This window comes from Corynebacterium efficiens YS-314 (assembly GCF_000011305.1).
Lineage (GTDB): Bacteria > Actinomycetota > Actinomycetes > Mycobacteriales > Mycobacteriaceae > Corynebacterium > Corynebacterium efficiens.
In genome coordinates this window covers 2,369,083-2,387,433 of the sequence record NC_004369.1, presented here as the reverse complement: position 1 = coordinate 2,387,433, position 18,351 = coordinate 2,369,083, and the positions used below count along the sequence as shown (strand labels likewise).

At 62.5% G+C, this 18,351-nt stretch carries 16 protein-coding genes; 9 read left to right on the top strand and 7 right to left on the bottom strand.

The annotated features are described in order from the left end of the window. Window positions 1–219 precede the first annotated feature (219 nt). The 4 genes from CE_RS11120 (at window position 220) to CE_RS11105 (ending at window position 4,027) form a co-directional block, all read left to right on the top strand. Window positions 220–1,263 carry a TRAP transporter substrate-binding protein gene (locus CE_RS11120; protein WP_006768246.1) on the top strand — a complete coding sequence of 348 codons (1,044 nt, stop codon included), beginning with the start codon at window positions 220–222 and terminating at the stop codon, window positions 1,261–1,263. Beyond that, entirely contained in the window at window positions 1,260–1,838 is a 579-nt protein-coding gene (locus CE_RS11115; RefSeq protein WP_006768245.1) for a TRAP transporter small permease, read from the top strand. The genes CE_RS11120 and CE_RS11115 overlap by 4 nt, the downstream gene beginning before the upstream one ends. Beyond that, window positions 1,838–3,154 (top strand): TRAP transporter large permease, encoded by a 1,317-nt coding sequence (locus tag CE_RS11110; RefSeq protein WP_006768244.1) that lies wholly within the window; start codon window positions 1,838–1,840, stop codon window positions 3,152–3,154. Before CE_RS11115 ends, CE_RS11110 begins: the two co-directional genes overlap by 1 nt. 312 nt (window positions 3,155–3,466) lie before the next feature. Then, window positions 3,467–4,027, top strand: a complete 561-nt coding sequence (locus CE_RS11105) for a CAP domain-containing protein (RefSeq protein ID WP_006768243.1) — start codon at window positions 3,467–3,469, stop codon at window positions 4,025–4,027. Window positions 4,028–4,340: 313 nt separating this feature from the next. Here CE_RS11105 and CE_RS11100 read toward each other — a convergent pair whose 3' ends face one another. Beyond that, window positions 4,341–6,332, bottom strand: coding sequence for a lamin tail domain-containing protein (locus CE_RS11100; protein WP_011075832.1), 1,992 nt, complete (start codon window positions 6,330–6,332; stop codon window positions 4,341–4,343). Window positions 6,333–6,530: 198 nt separating this feature from the next. Next, window positions 6,531–7,523 (bottom strand): hypothetical protein, encoded by a 993-nt coding sequence (locus tag CE_RS11095; RefSeq protein WP_006768241.1) that lies wholly within the window; start codon window positions 7,521–7,523, stop codon window positions 6,531–6,533. 395 nt (window positions 7,524–7,918) lie between these two features. On the opposite strand from CE_RS11095, the gene CE_RS11090 reads away from it, so the two are divergent. Both CE_RS11090 and CE_RS11085 read left to right on the top strand, forming a co-directional pair. Beyond that, window positions 7,919–8,194, top strand: coding sequence for a three-helix bundle dimerization domain-containing protein (locus CE_RS11090; RefSeq protein ID WP_006768240.1), 276 nt, complete (start codon window positions 7,919–7,921; stop codon window positions 8,192–8,194). A 96-nt stretch (window positions 8,195–8,290) separates the two neighbouring features. Continuing rightward, window positions 8,291–8,884 (top strand): metallophosphoesterase, encoded by a 594-nt coding sequence (locus tag CE_RS11085; protein ID WP_006768239.1) that lies wholly within the window; start codon window positions 8,291–8,293, stop codon window positions 8,882–8,884. Between the two features lie 19 nt (window positions 8,885–8,903). Here the strand turns inward: CE_RS11085 and CE_RS15745 are convergent, their stop codons facing one another. Together CE_RS15745 and aceA are read right to left on the bottom strand one after the other, a co-directional pair. Beyond that, window positions 8,904–9,032 carry a hypothetical protein gene (locus tag CE_RS15745; RefSeq protein WP_006768238.1) on the bottom strand — a complete coding sequence of 43 codons (129 nt, stop codon included), beginning with the start codon at window positions 9,030–9,032 and terminating at the stop codon, window positions 8,904–8,906. 68 nt (window positions 9,033–9,100) lie between these two features. Then, window positions 9,101–10,396 carry an isocitrate lyase gene (aceA, locus tag CE_RS11080; protein ID WP_006768237.1) on the bottom strand — a complete coding sequence of 432 codons (1,296 nt, stop codon included), beginning with the start codon at window positions 10,394–10,396 and terminating at the stop codon, window positions 9,101–9,103. 515 nt (window positions 10,397–10,911) lie between these two features. Between aceA and glcB the strand changes: the two genes are divergently transcribed. Next, entirely contained in the window at window positions 10,912–13,116 is a 2,205-nt protein-coding gene (gene glcB / locus CE_RS11075) for a malate synthase G (RefSeq protein ID WP_006768235.1), read from the top strand. Between the two features lie 127 nt (window positions 13,117–13,243). Here glcB and CE_RS11070 read toward each other — a convergent pair whose 3' ends face one another. Next, window positions 13,244–14,008 carry an aldose 1-epimerase gene (locus tag CE_RS11070; RefSeq protein WP_006768234.1) on the bottom strand — a complete coding sequence of 255 codons (765 nt, stop codon included), beginning with the start codon at window positions 14,006–14,008 and terminating at the stop codon, window positions 13,244–13,246. A 151-nt stretch (window positions 14,009–14,159) separates the two neighbouring features. On the opposite strand from CE_RS11070, the gene CE_RS11065 reads away from it, so the two are divergent. Continuing rightward, on the top strand, window positions 14,160–15,188 hold the full coding sequence (locus CE_RS11065) for a bile acid:sodium symporter family protein (protein WP_006768233.1): 1,029 nt from the start codon (window positions 14,160–14,162) through the stop codon (window positions 15,186–15,188). Between the two features lie 363 nt (window positions 15,189–15,551). Then, window positions 15,552–16,109 carry an RNA 2',3'-cyclic phosphodiesterase gene (thpR, locus tag CE_RS11060; protein WP_006768232.1) on the top strand — a complete coding sequence of 186 codons (558 nt, stop codon included), beginning with the start codon at window positions 15,552–15,554 and terminating at the stop codon, window positions 16,107–16,109. Between the two features lie 23 nt (window positions 16,110–16,132). Here the strand turns inward: thpR and CE_RS11055 are convergent, their stop codons facing one another. Both CE_RS11055 and CE_RS11050 read right to left on the bottom strand, forming a co-directional pair. After that, on the bottom strand, window positions 16,133–17,593 hold the full coding sequence (locus CE_RS11055) for a dipeptide ABC transporter ATP-binding protein (RefSeq protein ID WP_035108861.1): 1,461 nt from the start codon (window positions 17,591–17,593) through the stop codon (window positions 16,133–16,135). Continuing rightward, the gene (locus CE_RS11050; protein ID WP_231295053.1) at window positions 17,556–18,317 is read right to left on the bottom strand and encodes an ABC transporter permease; all 762 of its coding nucleotides are present in this window, start codon (window positions 18,315–18,317) and stop codon (window positions 17,556–17,558) included. The genes CE_RS11055 and CE_RS11050 overlap by 38 nt, the downstream gene beginning before the upstream one ends. Window positions 18,318–18,351: the final 34 nt, after the last annotated feature.

Sequence of the window (18,351 nt, the reverse complement as noted above, 5' to 3'; positions counted from 1 at the left end):
TTGATTCGGTTTCCCCTCTGTTAACCTTCTCCTAATCAATGGTCATTCCATTTCTGTTTCTGGGCGCGTCACCGAGGCGGCGACGCGCCCCGACGGAGCCATTGGTCCATGCGGTCATATGTTGTGGCGGGACAGGGACACCATGCCTCGATCGTGATCGACGCGGTGTGCACCCCCGGTCTTCTCCCCAACATCCCCGAACGATTTGGAGAAGCACCTATGCGAACCCGCGCTCCCGCACTGGTCAGCCTGCTGGCGATAGCCAGTCTCGGACTGTCGTCCTGCGCCGACCTTGGTGGCCTCGACCTGGAGTCAGTTGGTGATGAGGGGAAAACCACCTACATCAAACTGGCACTGAATCAGGCTGAGACCCACCCCAGCTACATTGCCCTGGATAATCTTTCCACCCGTTTCGAAGAAGCCACGGACGGTCGCTGGAAGATCGAGGTGTTCCCGAATGAACAGCTCGGCTCCCAGCAGGAGGTCCTCCAGTTTGTGAAATCCGGTGCCATCGAGATGGCCATCGTGTCCGGCACCCAGCTGGAGAACATGAACAAGGACTTCCAGGTTCTCAACATGCCCACCACCTTCAGTTCCATCGACCACCAGATGAGCGTCATCCGTGACCAGGACCTCATGGAACCGCTGTTCCAGTCCCTCGCCGAATCCGACAACATCTCCGTCATCGGTGGTTTCACCCAGGGCACCCGCAACCTCTACACCACCGATGGGGCGGTGGTGACCCCCGCTGACCTGTCCGGAAAGAAGATCCGCGTCCAGGAATCGGCCATGCACATCCGCATGATCGAGCTCATGGGTGGCTCCGCCACACCACTGTCCTACGGCGAGGTCTATACCGCGATGCAGTCCGGTGTCCTCGACGGCGCGGAGAACAACGAGGTCGGCTACGTCACCCAGAACCACCACGAGGTGGCCCCCTTCCACAGCAACACCGAGCACCTCGTGGGCCTGGACTACATGGTCATGCGCCACGATCTGCTCGAGGCCATGGACGCGGCAGACCGGGAGCTTTTTCTCTCAGAGTGGGATGCTGCGATGACCGAACACACTGAGCTGTGGAACACCCAGACCGAGGCCGCCTTCGAGCGCGCCGGGGCCGCCGGGGTGGAATTCGTCCAGGTGGATGAACAGGCCTTCGCTGAGGCGCTCGCCCCCATCCGCGATGAATTCCTCACCAGCGACTTCCAGCGTGACCTCTTCGAGGCTGTGCGCGCCGCCGACACCGGGGAGGAGGCACCATGACCGCCCTGAAAGCCACCATCACCAGAATCCTCGGTGCGGTCAGTGTCATCCTCTTCGCCGTGCTGGTGTGTGTGACCGTGTGGCAGGTGTTCACCCGCCAGGTAGTCCACAGTCCCTCCACGTGGTCGGAGGAACTGTCCAAGATCCTGTTCGTGTGGCTCGCGTTCGCCGGCTCCGCCTTCCTCTTCGGAGAACGTGGTCACATCGCCGTGGACTTCCTCGCCCGCAAACTTCCCGTCCCAGTCCAGCGCATCCTGCAGGTCATCGTGCAGGTGGTCATCCTCGTATTCGCGGTGCTCGCCATGATCTGGGGTGGTTACCTGGCTGCCTCCATCGCCTGGAATCAGCAGATGACCGCGCTACCGCTGACCCTGGGATGGGTCTATGTGATCATCCCGATCGCCGGTGTCTTCATCGCCTTCTTCGCTGTGGTTGATCTCATCGCCGTGGCCACCGGTCGTGAGCCCGCCTACCCGGAGATTGACGAGGGGGAGGAGCCCATCCACATGGAACAGCTCGAGGGGCATGACCCCGCGCACCCCGATGTCATCTCCCCTGAGAGGAGGGACTCCTGATGTTGTCCCCAGCTCTTGTTGCCGCCCTGATCCTGCTGATCGGCATCGTGGTGCTCATCATCGCGTCCGTCCCGGTGGCCATCGCCATCGGCCTGCCATCATTGTTCGCGGCCATGGCCGTGCTCGGTCCGGAGAACGCCGCCCAGGCTGTCACCCAGCGGATGTTCACCGGCACCAACTCCTTCACCCTCCTGGCCATCCCCTTCTTCGTGCTGGCCGGGTCCCTGATGAACTCCGGTGGCATCGCCACCAGGCTTATCGACGCGGCCAAGGTGCTCGTCGGTCGCATGCCGGCCTCCCTGGCCAACACCAACATCGCCGCCAACGGCATGTTCGGTGCAGTCTCCGGTGCGGCTGTGGCCGCTGCTTCAGCCGTGGGTACGGTCATGACCCCGCGGATGCGGGAGGAGGGTTATTCCCGGCCGTACTCGGCCGCGGTCAACGTCGCCTCCGCCCCGGCCGGCATGCTCATCCCGCCGTCCAACACCTTCATCGTCTACTCCCTGGTGTCCTCCACCTCGATTGCGGCCTTGTTCATGGCAGGTGTCGGGCCGGGACTGCTGTGGCTGCTGGCGGTGGCGATCGTGGGTACACTGCTGGCACGCAGGGAGAACTACAGGCGGGCCGTTGATCGTCCGAGTCTCGCCCAGGCACTGCTGATCATCTGGCGTGCCGCCCCCTCCCTGTTGATGATCTTCATCGTGGTCGGTGGTATCCTCCTCGGCTGGTTCACCCCGACCGAATCAGCCGCCATCGCGGTGGTCTACTGTCTGGTCCTCGGTTTCGCCTACCGTGCCATCCGGGTGCAGGACCTGCCGGATATCCTGCTCAAGGCGACCCGCACCACCTCGATCGTGATGATGCTGATCGCGGTGTCCTCGGCACTGTCCTGGGTCATGGCGTTCGCCCGCATCCCGCAGATGATCTCCGATGCGCTACTGGCGGTGTCCGACTCGAAGGTGGTCATCCTGCTCATCATGATGGTCATCCTCCTGCTCATCGGCACGGTCATGGACCCGACCCCGGCGATCCTCATCTTCGTGCCGATCTTCCTGCCGGTGGTGACGGAACTGGGCGTGGACCCGGTGCATTTCGGCGCCATGGTGGTGATGAACCTGTCGCTTGGCGTGATTACCCCACCCGTGGGCAATGTGCTCTTCGTCGGTTCTCAGGTTGCGGGTCTGCGGGTGGAGACGGTCATCGGACGCCTGTGGCCATTCCTCGCTGCCATCCTCGTCGCACTGTTTCTGGTGGTATTCATTCCGCAGATCTCCCTCTGGCTGCCCACCATCATGGGGTTGGTGGGCACCGGCTAGTCCCCGGGCACGCTGACTGCCAGCAGATTTGCTTAATAAAAACTGAGTCCGGATCCCTCTCTGTGAAGGGTCCGGACTCAGTTTTGTTGTAGATACCATCTCGACCAAATCTGCAAATGGTAGTACATGTGATAATAATCTCATTGCAACATGAGAGGTAAATAAACACGGGTCTAGCTGGGTAAATGCATTTCCTCAGCTTAATCCACCCGGTTTATAAAGGTTTGCGCCCTTTTACTTATCTCAAACTCAACTTATGCTTAAAAGTGTTAAGGAGAAACTCTCAGGATATAAACCGAACAGGAGAAGAGAATGTTCCCCTCCACCGCCAAGAAACTCGGCGCTTTCGCTGCGACCACCCTCATCGCGGCCACCGCAATCCAGGGGGCCGTCATGGCCCCGGCACATGCCTTCAGCTCATCCGGAATGGGCACCAGCGTCATCAGGGAGATGACACCGCCAGTCGCGGGTGTCCCGTATGCGGAGCCTGCCCCCATCTCCTCCGATGAGGCCTACGTCCTCGGTCTGATCAACGACTACCGTGCCGAGAAGGGCATCAGGTCGATCTCCTACGATACCGGATTTGCCAACGGTGCAGCTCAGTGGGCCCAGTACCTCGTCGATCAGGGTCGTGGACCGGCGCATCCCACCGGGGCTAACTTCTTCGAGAATGTCGCCTATGCGGGCTCTCTCGAACAGGCTGTCGCTGTCTGGAAGACCTCTCCCGCCCACAATGACAATCTGCTGGACAGGCGCATCACCCACGCCGGTATCGGCATCGCGCAGCAGTCCAATGGCGCCTACATGGTTGTCTTCCGTGGGCTGTGGGAGCCCGCCAACGCAGTGAACAGTAAGGGTGCTCCCAACTGGTAAACTTGGGTGGGGGAAGCTCATATTTCTAAGAGTTCTCTCAAGTTATGTAGCGTAAGGGCCTTATTCTTAGAATAGGGCCCTTTTACTCATCTTTATCCCTAAATATAAGAAGGTAACTTCTTTACCCACCCCGGAGGGGACGTCAGTCCGGTAGGGGAGGGCTGGGCTGCGCGGCGATCGTTCACCCGTCTCTCCTGAGGTGATCCTGAGGGTTTTCTTTAAGACCGGTATTGCCGGTAGCAATGGATAATGCCCCGGGCCTCCACGGTTGAGTGTGGGAGCCCGGGGCATTACCCAGTGTGTCAGCTCTGTATCAGAAGCGGATGTATGCCTTCAGTGCGGGAAACGCAGCGAGAAGCTGCTGGATGATTCCTCCCAGCACACCGAAGATGCCCAGGACGCCGAGCGCGCCGGTGGTCAGCGAACCCAGGGCGCTTCCTGCGGCGAAACCGGTGGTAGAACCGGTGGCAGAACCGGTGGAGGAACCCGTCGCGGAGCCAACAGGTGCGCGGTCCTCATCAACCGGCGCCCCGTCGGTCCGGCACTCGGCCGTATCCACGATCTCCTGCGCGGAACGCAGGCTGATGCCGTCAGAGACGGAGTCATCGGCCCACAGGTGGTTGACATAGGTGTTCTTCACACCGTCGGTGCACTCACCCTCCGCAGTGTAGGAGGCATAACCCTCGTTGGCGAAGTTGCCCAGGTTGGCGGGACGGGCGTAGATGTTGTCATCCGTGGACTCCAGTTGGGTGCCGTTCCAGGTGAGGAACTGCGAGGCCCCCTCGCAGACCTCATCACACAGGACATGGAGCTGGCGGGTGGTGGCGTTATAATCCATGGCCATGACCCCCTGGAATTCGGACTGGAAGGTCTGCAGGTGGACGGGGGTATCGGCGTCGAGATCCACGACGATGACCTCGCCGGTGCCCTCGACGCCGACGGCGAAGATGGAGCCCTCCAGGTGGGTGATGGTTTCCAGGCCGGAGTTGGCACCGATGGGTCCGGTGAAGTCGGAGAGGTTCCACTCGTGGGTGGCGGTGAGCAGCCCGGAGGTGCCGGTCGGGGCGTCGAAACGCAGGACGGAGGGGCGGGAGGTGGTCTTGTCGTCGTTGTTGCGTTCGGTGGCCAGGTAGATGGAACCGTCGGCAGTGACGGTGATGCCCTCACCGTCCGGGGTGCCGGTGCCCTCCGGGTAGGTGACCTGCCAGTGGCCGGCCGGGGTGTAGGTGTCGGTGTCCACATCATGGTCGAGGGCGTAGATATCACCCGCATCATTGTTGACCACCCATGCGCGACCGTCCGCGTTGAACTCCACCCCAGACATGTCCTCTACGACGAAGGACTCGCCGAGCTCCAGGTCGGTCACCGGGATGGTGTGGAACGGCAGCTGGGCGTTGGTGATCTCCTCGCGCTCACCGGTGGGAATATTGATGCCGTTTCGGGTGGGTTCACCGGTGACCGCCCACTCGGGGTCCTGCCCGGGGAAACGGCCCCAGGTGGTCTCCGCATGCCCGTTCCAGCCGAAGTGCTCGACGATGCGTCCCTCCGCGTCGAAGAGGGTTACGGAGTCATTGGCACCGAGGCCGAAGCCGCCGGTCTCCTCGGTGTAGAAGGAGATGTACCCACCGGATTCCACGATGGTGCCCTCCGGGATGTAGAACGGGGCATGGGTTGGATCATTGTCCACGAATGACCATCCGGAGATGTCGTAGGAGTTGACGGTGTCGGTGTTGTACAGCTCAATCCAGTCACCGACGGGATCACCATTGGACTCGATCTCACTGAGGATGATCGGATGCACGCCCTCCGCGGTGGCGGCGGTGTTGGCGGCGTTACGGGTGGGGTGTCCGGTGACGGCGAATCGGCCGGTCATGTCGGGGATCCGGCCCCAGGTGGTGGCGGCATGTCCGGACCACTGGGTGAAATCGACCTGGTTGCCGTCTGCATCGAAGAGGGTGACTGAATCATTACCACCCAGGCCGAACCCGTTGACGGGGTCGAGATCCGTGTAGAAGGAGATGTGGGCACCCGGCTGCAGGACGGTGCCGGCGGGGATCACCTGTGGGGTGTGGTCGGGATCGTCATCGACGAAGGACCAGCCGGAGATGTCCACGGCCACCCCACCGGTGTTGACCAGCTCAATCCAGTCACCCACCGCGTCGCCATTGGACTCCACCTCATTGATGATCACTGGGGAGGCCACATCGACAGGCTGGGCCGCGGCCGGCACCGGTGAGAGCGGGGTCAGGGTGGTAAAAGCCATGGCGGTGGCCATGGACAAGGCGATCAGGGGACGCTTTTTCACGTTCGCGCTACTTTCACAACATGCCCCCGGGTGGTATTCCGGGGGCCATATTTTCCTCGGACCCCCGAACGGTAGGTGTCCCAGGTAAGCGCTCTGTGTGATCTGGGTGAACAGATGATGAAAACGTCTGTCGATTGGTTGGTGGACGGTAACCGGGTACGGTTCCTCTCCTTATATATAAGAGGAGGAACGATAAGGTCAGCCCGCGGTGTCCTCGCCGTAGGCGGTGACCGCCACTGTATCGCCGCGCAGCAGGTTCTCCACCTGGTGTGAGGCCTCGAGGACCACATCCCACCGGAAGGCCGGTGACAGCGGATGGGTTGAGATGTAGCTGTTGGACCAGGCGGTGTTGCCGGTGCGGTCGGGGAGTCCGAGACGGGCGAGTGCGATGTAGGTTGCGGCCTCAGATTCCTGGATACGCAGTTTGCCGGAGGGGACGGGATCGCCGTCCCAGAACTGTGGATGGTACCCGGTGAAGATCTCGGCTACGCACCTGATGATCTCCGGTACCTGGTTCTCCCCGAGTTCCTCGGAGATCTGGATGTGGTACCAGCAGGTCTTCTCATCCATGAGGGGGAAGGGTTTGTCACCGGGTTCGGGGGTGTTCACCACATCGCAGAAACCGAGCTTGCTGCGGGTGTTGCGGGTGACCACGATGCCGTTCTTCCACAGGTTGCCCAGCATCTGGACCGCGCGTTCCGCATTGCCCGGACCGGTGAACTCCTTATAGATCAGTGTGTCCTCCGTTGCCGATCCCAGGCGGTTGCGCCACAGGGCCTGGTTCTCCTGGAAATCGGGGACGGTGGCCTCCGGATCCTCGGAGGCGACATCAGAGCGCAGATAGAAGATCTCGATCTGGGGGATGGCCACCATGAGGGGGTGTGCGGTCTCCACGGGGTGGAAGCCGAAGGAGCGCCATTCTGCGTCGCTGCGCACCTCCAAGTCGGTAGCCATCTCGGCGAGCGCGTTGAAGTCCTGGGCCTGCATGATGGGGGAGCTTGTCGACGGGCTCCCCGACGAGTCTGCGAACTGGAGGGCCTCCAGCAACTGGATGGACAGGGATGCCGCCTGTTTGGTGGTCAGGTTGGGCAGGCTGCGGACAACCTCCACGATGAACTGCTCCACCCGACCACGGGAGGAGGGGTCCTGTTCCCGGCGGATGCGGTCGATGGTGGTTTCGAAGGCGTGCATACCATCTCCTGTCACTCAAAAGGTCTCGACTGGCGTTCTGATGTACTGCCAGCCAGCTTAGATCCCACGCCCCGGGTGTGGGTTGAAACCCGCGTTCAGCCGGTATTATTCACGCCCGGGGGTGATGGTGATCACCTTACTTTGTTTTAGTGAGGAGCACATCACTTCACCCGAATAAAGGGGGCCTGAGCTGCATGTTTGTGGATGCGTCCACCTGAATAATTATTTTCGAACAGCCGATAGGGTGGGGGTGGTCGGGGAAAAGTCCACCTCAAACCCGCTGACAGTTCATATTGGGTTCTTGTATATTGCTCTTAGGTGAACTAAAGTTAACGTTAGGTAAACAGCCGGGGGTTGGAAAGTGAACTCCCTCGGACGAAGAAAGGATAACGACAATGGCTACCAAGACCACCGCACTCCGCGCGATCAAGGCCGATCCGCTGTGGAGCGTCCGCGAGGACCTGCATGCACGCTTCGACGGCCTCGTCGAGCCTCATCTCGTCGACAGGGTTCTCGATTCCATCGCTGCCAACCGTGATGCCAAGATCACCGTGTTCAGCAAGATCTTCATCGAGCGGGAGGCCACCGCCGCCCTCCAGAACATGGCGGGAACCGTCGATGGCGGTCTCCTTGACTTCATCGCCCTCAACCGGGGCGACATGGCAGCATAGTCGTATACGCCAGACAGACGTGGGCGGGGACACCATCATGGTGTCCCCGCCCCTTTGTGTATCAACGCCTGTGACCGGGATGGCTAGACTGGCCGCATGGCTACGACGTGGTTCACCTCCGACCTCCACCTGGGGCACCGCTTTCTCGCCGAGCTGCGCGGTTTTCCCACCACGGATGACCATGATGGGGTGATCCTTGACAACCTCACGGCAGCGGTGCGCCCGGGGGATACCCTCTGGGTGCTCGGGGACCTGTCCAGTGGACGCTCCGAGGCGGAGGAGCGGGCGTTGGGGCTTATCGACGAACACCTGCCCGGCATCGTCAAGCACCTGGTCCCCGGAAATCATGATTCCTGCCACCCGCTCTTCAGAAACGCCTACAAACGCCAGCGGCGCTTCCTGGAGGTCTTCGACTCCGTGCAGGCCTTCCAGAAGATGAGGTGGGACGGCGAGGACGTCTATCTGAGCCATTTCCCGCGCCCCGGACAGGACCATGTGGGGATGTCCTCCCGGTATGACGATCTGCGTCTGACTGTTCCCCATCTGATCCACGGGCATCTCCACTCCACATTCCCGGTCACCGGCCGGGGCCAGGTGGATGTCGGTGTTGAGGCATGGGGTCTCAAACCTGTTCCCCAGGAGATCCTGTGTGAAACCCTATGGGGCTCCCTGTCCCGGTATCCTGACTGACGCCACTGCCCGCACCACCTCATACGGGGAGGGCGGTCCGGGTGGGGGAGGCGTCGACAAGCTCCCCGGCCGGGGAAAATGGAAACACCGCGCGCCCCGCCTGCGAGGAGGTGGCGGGGCGCGCGGTGTGGAGATGGCCGATGTGCACAAAGGAGTACTGGAGTGCAAAGGGAGGGGCGGTGCCGTCAGGCCATACGGCACCGCATCAGGTGGTTCCTAGTGGAACTGGCCTTCCTCGGTGGAACCCTTCAGCGCGGTGGTGGAGGAGTTCGGGTCAACGGTGGTGGCGATGGTGTCGAAGTAGCCGGCGCCGACCTCACGCTGGTGCTTGACGGCGGTGAAGCCGCGCTCCTCAGCTGCCTTGAACTCACGGTTCTGCAGGTCGACGAAGGCGGGCATGCCTTCACGGGCGTAGCCGTATGCCAGGTCGAACATACCGTAGTTGAGGGAGTGGAAGCCAGCCAGGGTGATGAACTGGAACTTGAAGCCCATGGCACCCAGTTCCTTCTGGAACTTGGCGATCTCGTCGGCCTCGAGGTGTGCAGACCAGTTGAAGGACGGGGAGCAGTTGTAGGACAGCAGCTGGTCCGGGAACTCGCTGCGGACGCCCTCGGCGAACTTCTTGGCCAGCTCGAGGTCAGGGGTGCCGGTCTCCATCCAGATCATGTCTGCGTAGGGAGCGTAGGACTTCGCACGTGCGATGCAGGGCTCGAGACCCGGCTTGACGTGGTAGTAGCCCTCGGCGGTGCGCTCGCCGGTGATGAATGGGCGGTCGCGCTCATCAACATCAGAGGTGATCAGGGTGGCGGCCTCTGCGTCGGTGCGGGCGATGACGACGGTCGGGGTGTTGGCCACGTCAGCTGCCAGGCGGGCGGAGTTCAGGGTGCGGATGTGCTGCTGGGTCGGGATGAGGACCTTGCCACCGAGGTGGCCACACTTCTTCTCGGAAGCGAGCTGATCCTCCCAGTGGGTGCCTGCGGCACCAGCGGTGATCATGCCCTTCTGGAGCTCGTAGACGTTGAGGGCGCCGCCGAAGCCGGCCTCGCCGTCGGCGACGATCGGGACGAGCCAGTTGTCGACGGAGGTGTCACCCTCGACGCGTGCGATCTCATCGGCGCGCAGCAGTGCGTTGTTGATGCGACGGACAACGTTCGGGACGGAGTTCGCCGGGTACAGGGACTGGTCGGGGTAGGTGTGACCGGCGAGGTTGGCGTCACCTGCGACCTGCCAGCCGGAGAGGTAGACAGCCTTCAGGCCGGCACGGACCTGCTGGACAGCCTGGTTACCGGTAAGGGCGCCCAGTGCGTTGATGTAGTCGTCGCCCTCTGCGGAAACTGCATCCCACAGGATCTCGGCGCCGCGCTTTGCGAGGGTGTGCTCCTCGACGACGCTGCCCTGGAGCTCAGCTACCTGCTCAGCGGTGTAGTCGCGGGTGATTCCGTTCCAGCGTGGGTTGGTGTCCCAATCCTGCTGGATTTCCTGTGCGGTACGTGGCGTTCCAACGTTTGACATCTAAGAGTCACTTCCTTCTTGGTGCTGCTGTAAGGCGCATTCGGTAGAGGTGCCGCCCTGCACACTGTGTGATGCGAATCCCCCACATCATGGTGAGTGATCCACAACCTGTGTTCCGGTGGCGTGCTTCACACATTGCTTCATCGGGCATGGGTCCGTCAACGGATTTGGGTTTTTAAGTTTTGCGCGGGGGTAGTCACCCCTTTTGCAAATATTGCAAAGTGCAATCTCCACAATGTTCCCCGTGATCCTCATCACTAGTACGTTTGTACTGGGAAAACCTCGGGTGGCAAGGATTTGCCACTTCACGTGCATCTTCGGAAAAGCGACAGCCTTCGAGCTGGTGTGATCAAACAAAAGCGGGGGTAGCGTCACGGTAAAGTTCGCAAACCCATTGGCAAGGTGATGGTTATCACTTAACCTGGTCACATCGCCAGCTCCCCCTGGGGCGCAGCGAGGGCTTCCCCCGATAGGTGCCCGCACACACCCGATCTCTTGCTTCGAAGGAGCTTTGCATGAACCATCAGCAGATTGACGCCGCTGACAAGACCGAACGCGTGACCGTCGGTGGAATGCAGGTGGCGAAAGTCCTCCGCGACTTCCTCACCGAGTCCGTTCTGCCACGGGTGGGTGTGGACGCCGAGCGTTTCTGGAACGGTTTCGGGGACATCGTCCGCGACATGACCCCACGCAACCGCGAACTGCTCGCCCGCCGTGATGAGCTGCAGGCCCAGCTCGACGAGTACTACCGTGAGAACCCGGGCAAGCCTGATCCGGAGAAGTACGAAGCCTTCCTCCGCGAGATCGGCTACCTCGTCGATGAACCCGCACCGGCTGAGATCCGCACCCAGAACATCGATTCCGAGATCGCCACCACCGCCGGCCCCCAGCTGGTGGTCCCGATCCTCAACGCCCGCTTCGCCCTCAACGCCGCCAACGCACGCTGGGGTTCCCTCTACGATGCCCTCTACGGCACCAACGCCATCCCGGACGAGGACGGCGCCGAGCGTGGTGCGGAGTACAACCCGGTCCGTGGACAGAAGGTCATCCAGTGGGGCCGCGACTTCCTCGACGCTGTCCTGCCCCTCGATGGTGCAAGCCACGCTGATGTGGAGAAGTACAACATCACCGACGGCAAGCTGGCTGCCCACGTCAATGACGGCATCTACCGTCTCAAGGACCGGGATGCCTACCTCGGATTCACCGGCTACTTCGAGGACCCCACCTCCATCCTGCTGCAGAACAACGGCCTGCACATCGAACTGCAGATCGACCCGACCCACCCCATCGGCAAGGAGGACAAGACCGGTCTGAAGGACATCATTCTCGAATCCGCCATCACCACCATCATGGACTTCGAGGACTCCGTCGCGGCTGTCGACGCGGAGGACAAGACCCTCGGCTACCGCAACTGGTTCCTGCTCAACACCGGTGAGCTGACTGAGGAGGTGGCCAAGGGCGACCGCACCTTCACCCGCAAACTCAACGATGACCGGGTGTTCATCGGCAAGAACGGCGCAGAGCTGACCCTGCACGGTCGTTCCCTGCTGTTTGTCCGCAACGTCGGTCACCTCATGACCAACCCCGCGATCCTCGTTGACGGCGAGGAGATCTACGAGGGCATCATGGATGCCATCATCACCACCGTCTGCGCGATCCCGGGCATCGCACCGCAGAACAAGAAGAAGAACTCCCGCAAGGGCTCCATCTACATCGTGAAGCCGAAGCAGCACGGTCCCGAGGAGGTCGCCTTCACCAACGAGCTCTTCGCCCGCGTTGAAGATCTGCTCGACCTGCCACGCCACACCCTCAAGGTCGGTGTCATGGATGAGGAGCGTCGCACCTCCGTCAACCTGGATGCCTGCATCATGGAGGTCGCCGACCGCCTGGCGTTCATCAACACCGGCTTCCTCGACCGCACCGGCGATGAGATCCACACCTCCATGGAGGCCGGCGCCATGGTCCGCAAGGCCGACATGCAGACCGCACCGTGGAAGCAGGCCTACGAGGACAATAATGTCGACGCCGGTATCCAGCGTGGTCTGCCCGGTAAGGCACAGATCGGCAAGGGCATGTGGGCCATGACCGAGCTGATGGGGGAGATGCTGGAGAAGAAGATCGGCCAGCTGCGCGAAGGTGCCAACACCGCCTGGGTTCCGTCCCCGACCGGTGCCACCCTCCACGCCACCCACTACCACCGCGTGGATGTGTTCAAGGTTCAGGATGAGCTGCGTGCCGCCGGCCGCCGCGACTCCCTGGGCAAGATCCTCGATGTCCCGGTCGCACCCGACACCAACTGGACCGACGCCGAGAAGCGTGAGGAACTGGATAACAACTGCCAGTCCATCCTGGGTTATGTCGTGCGCTGGGTCGAGCAGGGCGTTGGTTGCTCCAAGGTCCCGGACATCCACGACATCGACCTCATGGAGGACCGCGCCACCCTGCGCATCTCCTCCCAGATCCTGGCCAACTGGCTGCGCCACGGTGTGGTCACCGAGGAGCAGGTCATCGAGTCCCTCGAGCGCATGGCCGTGGTCGTCGATGAGCAGAACGCCGGTGACCCGAACTACCTGAACATGGCACCGAACTTCACCGAGTCCGTTGCCTTCCAGGCCGCCCGCGACCTGATCCTCAAGGGCACCGAATCCCCGGCCGGCTACACCGAGCCGATCCTGCATGCCCGTCGTCGCGAGTTCAAGGAACTCCACGGAATCAAGTAATACCTCCCAGGGCACCAGCAGTGGAGATCCCACCCCTGGTGCCCTGATGCTGTAAGGCAGACATAGAGCAGGTGGCCACCCCACTACCCATGGGGTGGCCACCTGCTCTTTACGTGTCGCCCGGCGGTTAGTTTTTAGCTGTCACCTTCACCTCCATGCCGATGCTGATGGAATCACCGGGTTCAACCTTGACACCCTTGAGGTCCTCACCCAGCAGTGCCGGTTCGACGCAGACGAAGTCACGCCACTCGCCATCGCCCAGGTCGTCGAAGGAGGCACCCTTCTCCGCACCGGGGTTCCACACCACCGTCGCGTCATGCCCACGGCCGATGACCTCGATGGTGCGGGAGCCATCGTCGATAAGCATCTCCGGTGAGCCGAGTACCACGCGGTCGTAGAGACCGTCGAAGGTGATGGCACCGTCCTGGGTGCTGGTCTCATCGGTGACCCGGTCGAGGATCTGTGCGCCCTCCGCGCCGGTGACGGTGGTCTTCTCCACATCGGCGACGCGGAAGTAGGGGTGGAAGGCGAGCTGGACGGTTTCCGTCTTATCCGACTTGTTGGTCAGGCCGAGGTTCATCTCAAAACCCAGTTCGGTGCGCCACAGCGACAACTGCAGTTCCAGGCCGTCGCGGACCAGGCCGGCACTGAGCTTGTCACCCTCCATGACCTCCCACTCGGTGGTGCGCGCCCAACCGTGTTGAGGTTCCCTGCCCAACAGTGTGCCGAACCACGGTGCAATGAGCGGGATGCCCCCACGGATGGCGTTACCCTCACCGAACTTGCTTTCCGAACTGAGGAACAGCACGTCCCCGGAGTCGAAATCAACCGAGGTGAGGTGGGCTCCCACGGGGGACAGCGTGAATGGACCGGAAGTGATGAGTTCAGTCATAGTGCCAATGGTAGACACGAATCGCCTCCCGCGTTTCGAATGACTAAAGTATGTGCAGCCATACACCAGGGCAGTATTTTCCCCTTTTTTCTGTGCCCACCCATCAGCACGGTCTTTCCCCAACCAGATCCCATGCTTTGGAGTGGTTTCCATGACTCATGTCCCGTCCGGACATATTTCCCCCGCGCCCGTTCCGCCCGTCCCCGACCCCTCCGGGGAGGAGAAGGAGAACCGGTCCGCCGCGCTCATCGTGGTGGCGTTCCCCGCCTTCATCCTCATCGGTGCCATCGTGGCGTTTATGTTCCCGGCGACGTTCGCGCCGCTGACGAACTACATCAACCTGTTTCTCACCATCATCATGTTCACCATGGGCCTGACCCTGACGGTCCCGGATTTCCAGATGGTGCTCAAGCGCCCGCTGCCGGTGTTCATCGGTGTGGTCGCGCAGTTCGTGATCATGCCGGGCCTGGCGGTGCTGGTGGCCAAGATGATGGGCCTGAACCCGGCGCTGGCGGTCGGTCTGCTCATGCTCGGTTCGGTCCCCGGCGGTACCTCCTCCAATGTCATTGCGTTCCTGTGCCGCGGTGATGTGGCCCTGTCGGTGACCATGACATCTGTGTCCACGATGGTCTCACCGATCATGACCCCGATTCTCATGCTGCTGCTGTCCGGTACCGCCACCGAGGTCGACGGCGCGGGCATGGCCTGGTCACTGGTGCAGACCGTGTTGCTGCCGGTGGTCATCGGTCTGACACTGCGCGTGTTCCTCAGCCGGTGGATCAACCGCATCATGCCGGTACTGCCGTGGCTGTCCATCCTGGGTATCGGCGGTGTCGTCTTCGGCGCGGTGGCCAACAACGCGGAGCGCCTGCTCTCCGTCGGTCTCATCGTCTTCGCCGCTGTCATCGTGCACAATGTGCTGGGATATGTGCTGGGCTATTACACCGGTCGTCTGTTCCGCTTCAGCGAACCGGTCAACCGCACCATGGCCGTTGAGATCGGTACGCAGTCCGCCGGCCTGGCCTCCGGTATGGCCGGCCGGTTCTTCAGCCCCGAGGCGGCACTGCCCGGTGCGGTGGCCGCGGTGGTGCACAACATCACCGGCGCGATCTACACCGCGATCGTGCGCAACCGCCCCGTGGAGCCGGTCGCGGTACCCGAAAAGGTTGCGGTGGGCTGACCGGTTGCTTGTCGACGCCTCCCTCCCCATCGCCATGGCCGGGGTAGTGGGTGTACAAACACGATTTTGGGTCTATGATGATCTGCAATGATGAACGCACATGATTTCGAAGCTCAGGTCGAGTACCTGAACCAGATCTTCGAGGTGTCCGAGGAGCACGTGTTATCCCCTGACATTCTTCTGCAGATCACGTCCTCCTAGAATCCTTCTTCTCACCCCGCCCCGGGTTCCGGTGTCTCTACAGACCCCCGGCGGGTCGGCACCCCGGTATCCCCATGTGGATGCCAGGGTGCCCTTGTTCATTCCCCGGGGGTTCATTTCGGGCTGGTTCCCTGTAACTGGAGCCCCCGCTATCATGGGCACATGAGACTGTTCGCCGCGATCACACCGCCCCCGGAGGTCACCGAGCACCTGGTCCGGACCCTCCGCCCCCTCCACGGCGATCTGCGTTGGGGAGATCCCGACAACTGGCATATCACCCTGGCCTTCTATGGGGAACAGCCCAACGGTGTGGTCGAGGACCTCGTTGACCACCTGAGTGTGGCCGCGCGGATGAACGAGGACTTCACCATCCGGCTCAAGGGGGCGGGGTCGTTCAACAACAGGAACCTGTGGATGGGCGTGGGCGGGGATACCCGTGCATTGCGCACACTCATGGCGGACTGTCTGCTGGACCCGTCGGAACGCAAACGGCAACGCGCCCACCTCACCGTCGCCCGGCCCTCCCAGCGCATGCGGATCCGGGGGTGGGACCCGGTGATCCCCGATCTGGTGCGCGCCCTGGCTGTCTATGAGGGCCCCGACTGGCATGTCAGCGAGATCGAACTGGTGTCCTCCGAACTGGGCAAGGGCCGCAGTGGTGGACCCCTTCATGACACGGTGGCCACATTGGCGCTGGCATCCGCCGGACGGTTTGTCTGATCCTTTAAATCCCCCGCGCACGCCTACAACCGGGGAACCGCCTCCAGGAGGGTGCGGGTGTAGTCATGCTGGGGATCGGCGTAGACCTCATCCACCCGTCCGCGTTCGATGATGCGGCCCTGATCCATGACCACCACGCTGGTGCACACGTGCCGGACCACGGCGAGATCATGGGAGACGAACACCAGGGTGATGCCGTATTCCGCGACGAGGTCGGCCAGTAGATCGAGGACCTGTTTGCGCACGGAGACATCGAGGGCGGAGACGGGTTCGTCGGCAAGCAGGATCGCGGGTTTCGGGCCCAGCGCCCGGGCGATGGAGATGCGCTGGCGCTGCCCACCGGAGAATTCATGTGGGTAGCGGCCCAGCACCTCAGGTCCCAGCCCCACCTCACCTAGCACCTCCACCACACGGGCGTGTTTCTGTGCGGCCGACCACCCGATGAGGGGTTCGGCGACGATGTCCGCGATCCGCATCCGGGGATTGAGACTGGACAGTGGATCCTGGAACACCATCTGGGTCCCGCCCTGCACCCGGACGGTGCCGGAGGTCGGTTCATCCAGACCCGCCAGCAGCTTCAGCAGGGTGGTCTTGCCGGACCCTGACCCACCGACGATGCCCAGGCGTTCACCGGAACGCACCGTGAGCGACACCGACTCCAGCGCCGTCATCTTCCTGAACACCCTGGTGACACGATCGACCTCCACGACCGTCCCACCGTAGTTCTCCTCAATGACGGGGGTGTCCAGCCGGGAGGCAGACAGCAGGGTGCGGGTGTAGTCATGCGAGGGGGTCGACAGCACCTCTGCCACCGGCCCACGTTCGACGATCCGGCCCTGTTGCATCACCATCACCCGCTGACAGGTGCGCGCCACCAGGCCGAGATCATGGGTGATGAACAGCAGGGAGGTGCCCCGCTGGTCCGCCAGGCGCAGCAGCAGGTCAGTGATCTGCTGTTGCACCGTGACATCGAGTGCGGTGGTGGGTTCATCACAGATAAGTACATCCGGGTTGTTCACCATCGCCATGGCGATCAGGGCGCGTTGACGCTGCCCGCCCGAGAGTTCATGTGGGTAGGCACGTAGTGCCCGCTGGGGCAGCGCGACATCCTCCACCATCCGGGCGGTGCGCTCACGCGCCTCCCGCCTCCCCACACCGTGGATGCGCATGATCTCCTTGATCTGGGCACCCACCCGCATGAGGGGGTTGAGGGCGGTCATGGGTTCCTGGAAGATCATGGTGATCTTCCTCCCACGGTGTGTCCAGGAGGAGATGCCGTCGACAAGCGTGGTGCCGGACCGCGGCAGGTCGGTCAACCCCATGACCGCCAGCGCCGTCAGGGTCTTACCCGACCCGGATTCACCGATCAGGCCCACCCGTTCCCCGGGTGCGATGGTGAAGGAGACATCCCGCACCAGGCCGTCACCGATGGTCAGATCACTCACCTCAAGCACGGCCCACCTCACGTTTCGGGTCGGTGGCATCACGCAGGCCATCACCCAACAGGTTGAATCCCAGCACCGTCACGGCGATGGCCACACCCGGCCACACCGCCAGCATGGGGGTGACCCCCAGGGATGCCTGCGCGGTCTGCAGCATGCGGCCCCAGCTGGGATCCGGGGGAGGGGTGCCCAGGCCGAGGAAACTTAAGGCCGCCTCCGCGAGGATCGCCAGGGCGAACGCCACTGACGCCTGGACGATGAGGATGCTGGTGATATTGGGCAGCACATGGCGCACCGCGATCACTGGTTGTGTGATCCCGGCGCTGCGGGCCGCCAGCACGAAGTCGCGGCTCATCACCTGCAGGGTGCCCGCGCGGGCCACCCGTGCGAAAGCGGGGATCCCGGCAACGCCGATAGCCACCATCGCACTCAGCGTGGAGGCACCGAACACCGCACCCGACACGATCGCCAGCAACAGGGCGGGGAAGGCGAGCATGAGATCAGCGCCCCGCATGACAAAGGTCTCCACCCAACCCCGGCGCATGCCGGCGAGGATGCCCAACGGGGTGCCGAGCAGTCCGGCGATCGCCACCGCGACCAGCCCGACGAACAGGGTGATCCGGGATCCCGCCATGATCTGCGAGAACACATCCCGCCCGTAGCGGTCCGTGCCGAACAGATGCGACCACGATGATCCCTCCAGCCGTTCGGATGGGTAGACCTGGATGGGGTCATAGGGGGTCCACACCAGCGACACGACGGCCATAACCACCACGGTGGCCACAATCCCGGCGCCGATC

Coding starts and splice junctions, on each gene's coding strand:
- CE_RS11120 (WP_006768246.1), top strand. CDS start 220: ATGCGAACCCGCGCTCCCGCACTGGTCAGCCTGCTGGCGATAGCCAGT.
- CE_RS11115 (WP_006768245.1), top strand. CDS start 1,260: ATGACCGCCCTGAAAGCCACCATCACCAGAATCCTCGGTGCGGTCAGT.
- CE_RS11110 (WP_006768244.1), top strand. CDS start 1,838: ATGTTGTCCCCAGCTCTTGTTGCCGCCCTGATCCTGCTGATCGGCATC.
- CE_RS11105 (WP_006768243.1), top strand. CDS start 3,467: ATGTTCCCCTCCACCGCCAAGAAACTCGGCGCTTTCGCTGCGACCACC.
- CE_RS11095 (WP_006768241.1), bottom strand. CDS start 7,523: ATGCACGCCTTCGAAACCACCATCGACCGCATCCGCCGGGAACAGGAC.
- CE_RS11090 (WP_006768240.1), top strand. CDS start 7,919: ATGGCTACCAAGACCACCGCACTCCGCGCGATCAAGGCCGATCCGCTG.
- CE_RS11085 (WP_006768239.1), top strand. CDS start 8,291: ATGGCTACGACGTGGTTCACCTCCGACCTCCACCTGGGGCACCGCTTT.
- aceA (WP_006768237.1), bottom strand. CDS start 10,396: ATGTCAAACGTTGGAACGCCACGTACCGCACAGGAAATCCAGCAGGAT.
- glcB (WP_006768235.1), top strand. CDS start 10,912: ATGAACCATCAGCAGATTGACGCCGCTGACAAGACCGAACGCGTGACC.
- CE_RS11070 (WP_006768234.1), bottom strand. CDS start 14,008: ATGACTGAACTCATCACTTCCGGTCCATTCACGCTGTCCCCCGTGGGA.
- CE_RS11065 (WP_006768233.1), top strand. CDS start 14,160: ATGACTCATGTCCCGTCCGGACATATTTCCCCCGCGCCCGTTCCGCCC.
- thpR (WP_006768232.1), top strand. CDS start 15,552: ATGAGACTGTTCGCCGCGATCACACCGCCCCCGGAGGTCACCGAGCAC.
- CE_RS11055 (WP_035108861.1), bottom strand. CDS start 17,593: ATGCCACCGACCCGAAACGTGAGGTGGGCCGTGCTTGAGGTGAGTGAT.
- CE_RS11050 (WP_231295053.1), bottom strand. CDS start 18,317: ATGGCCGTCGTGTCGCTGGTGTGGACCCCCTATGACCCCATCCAGGTC.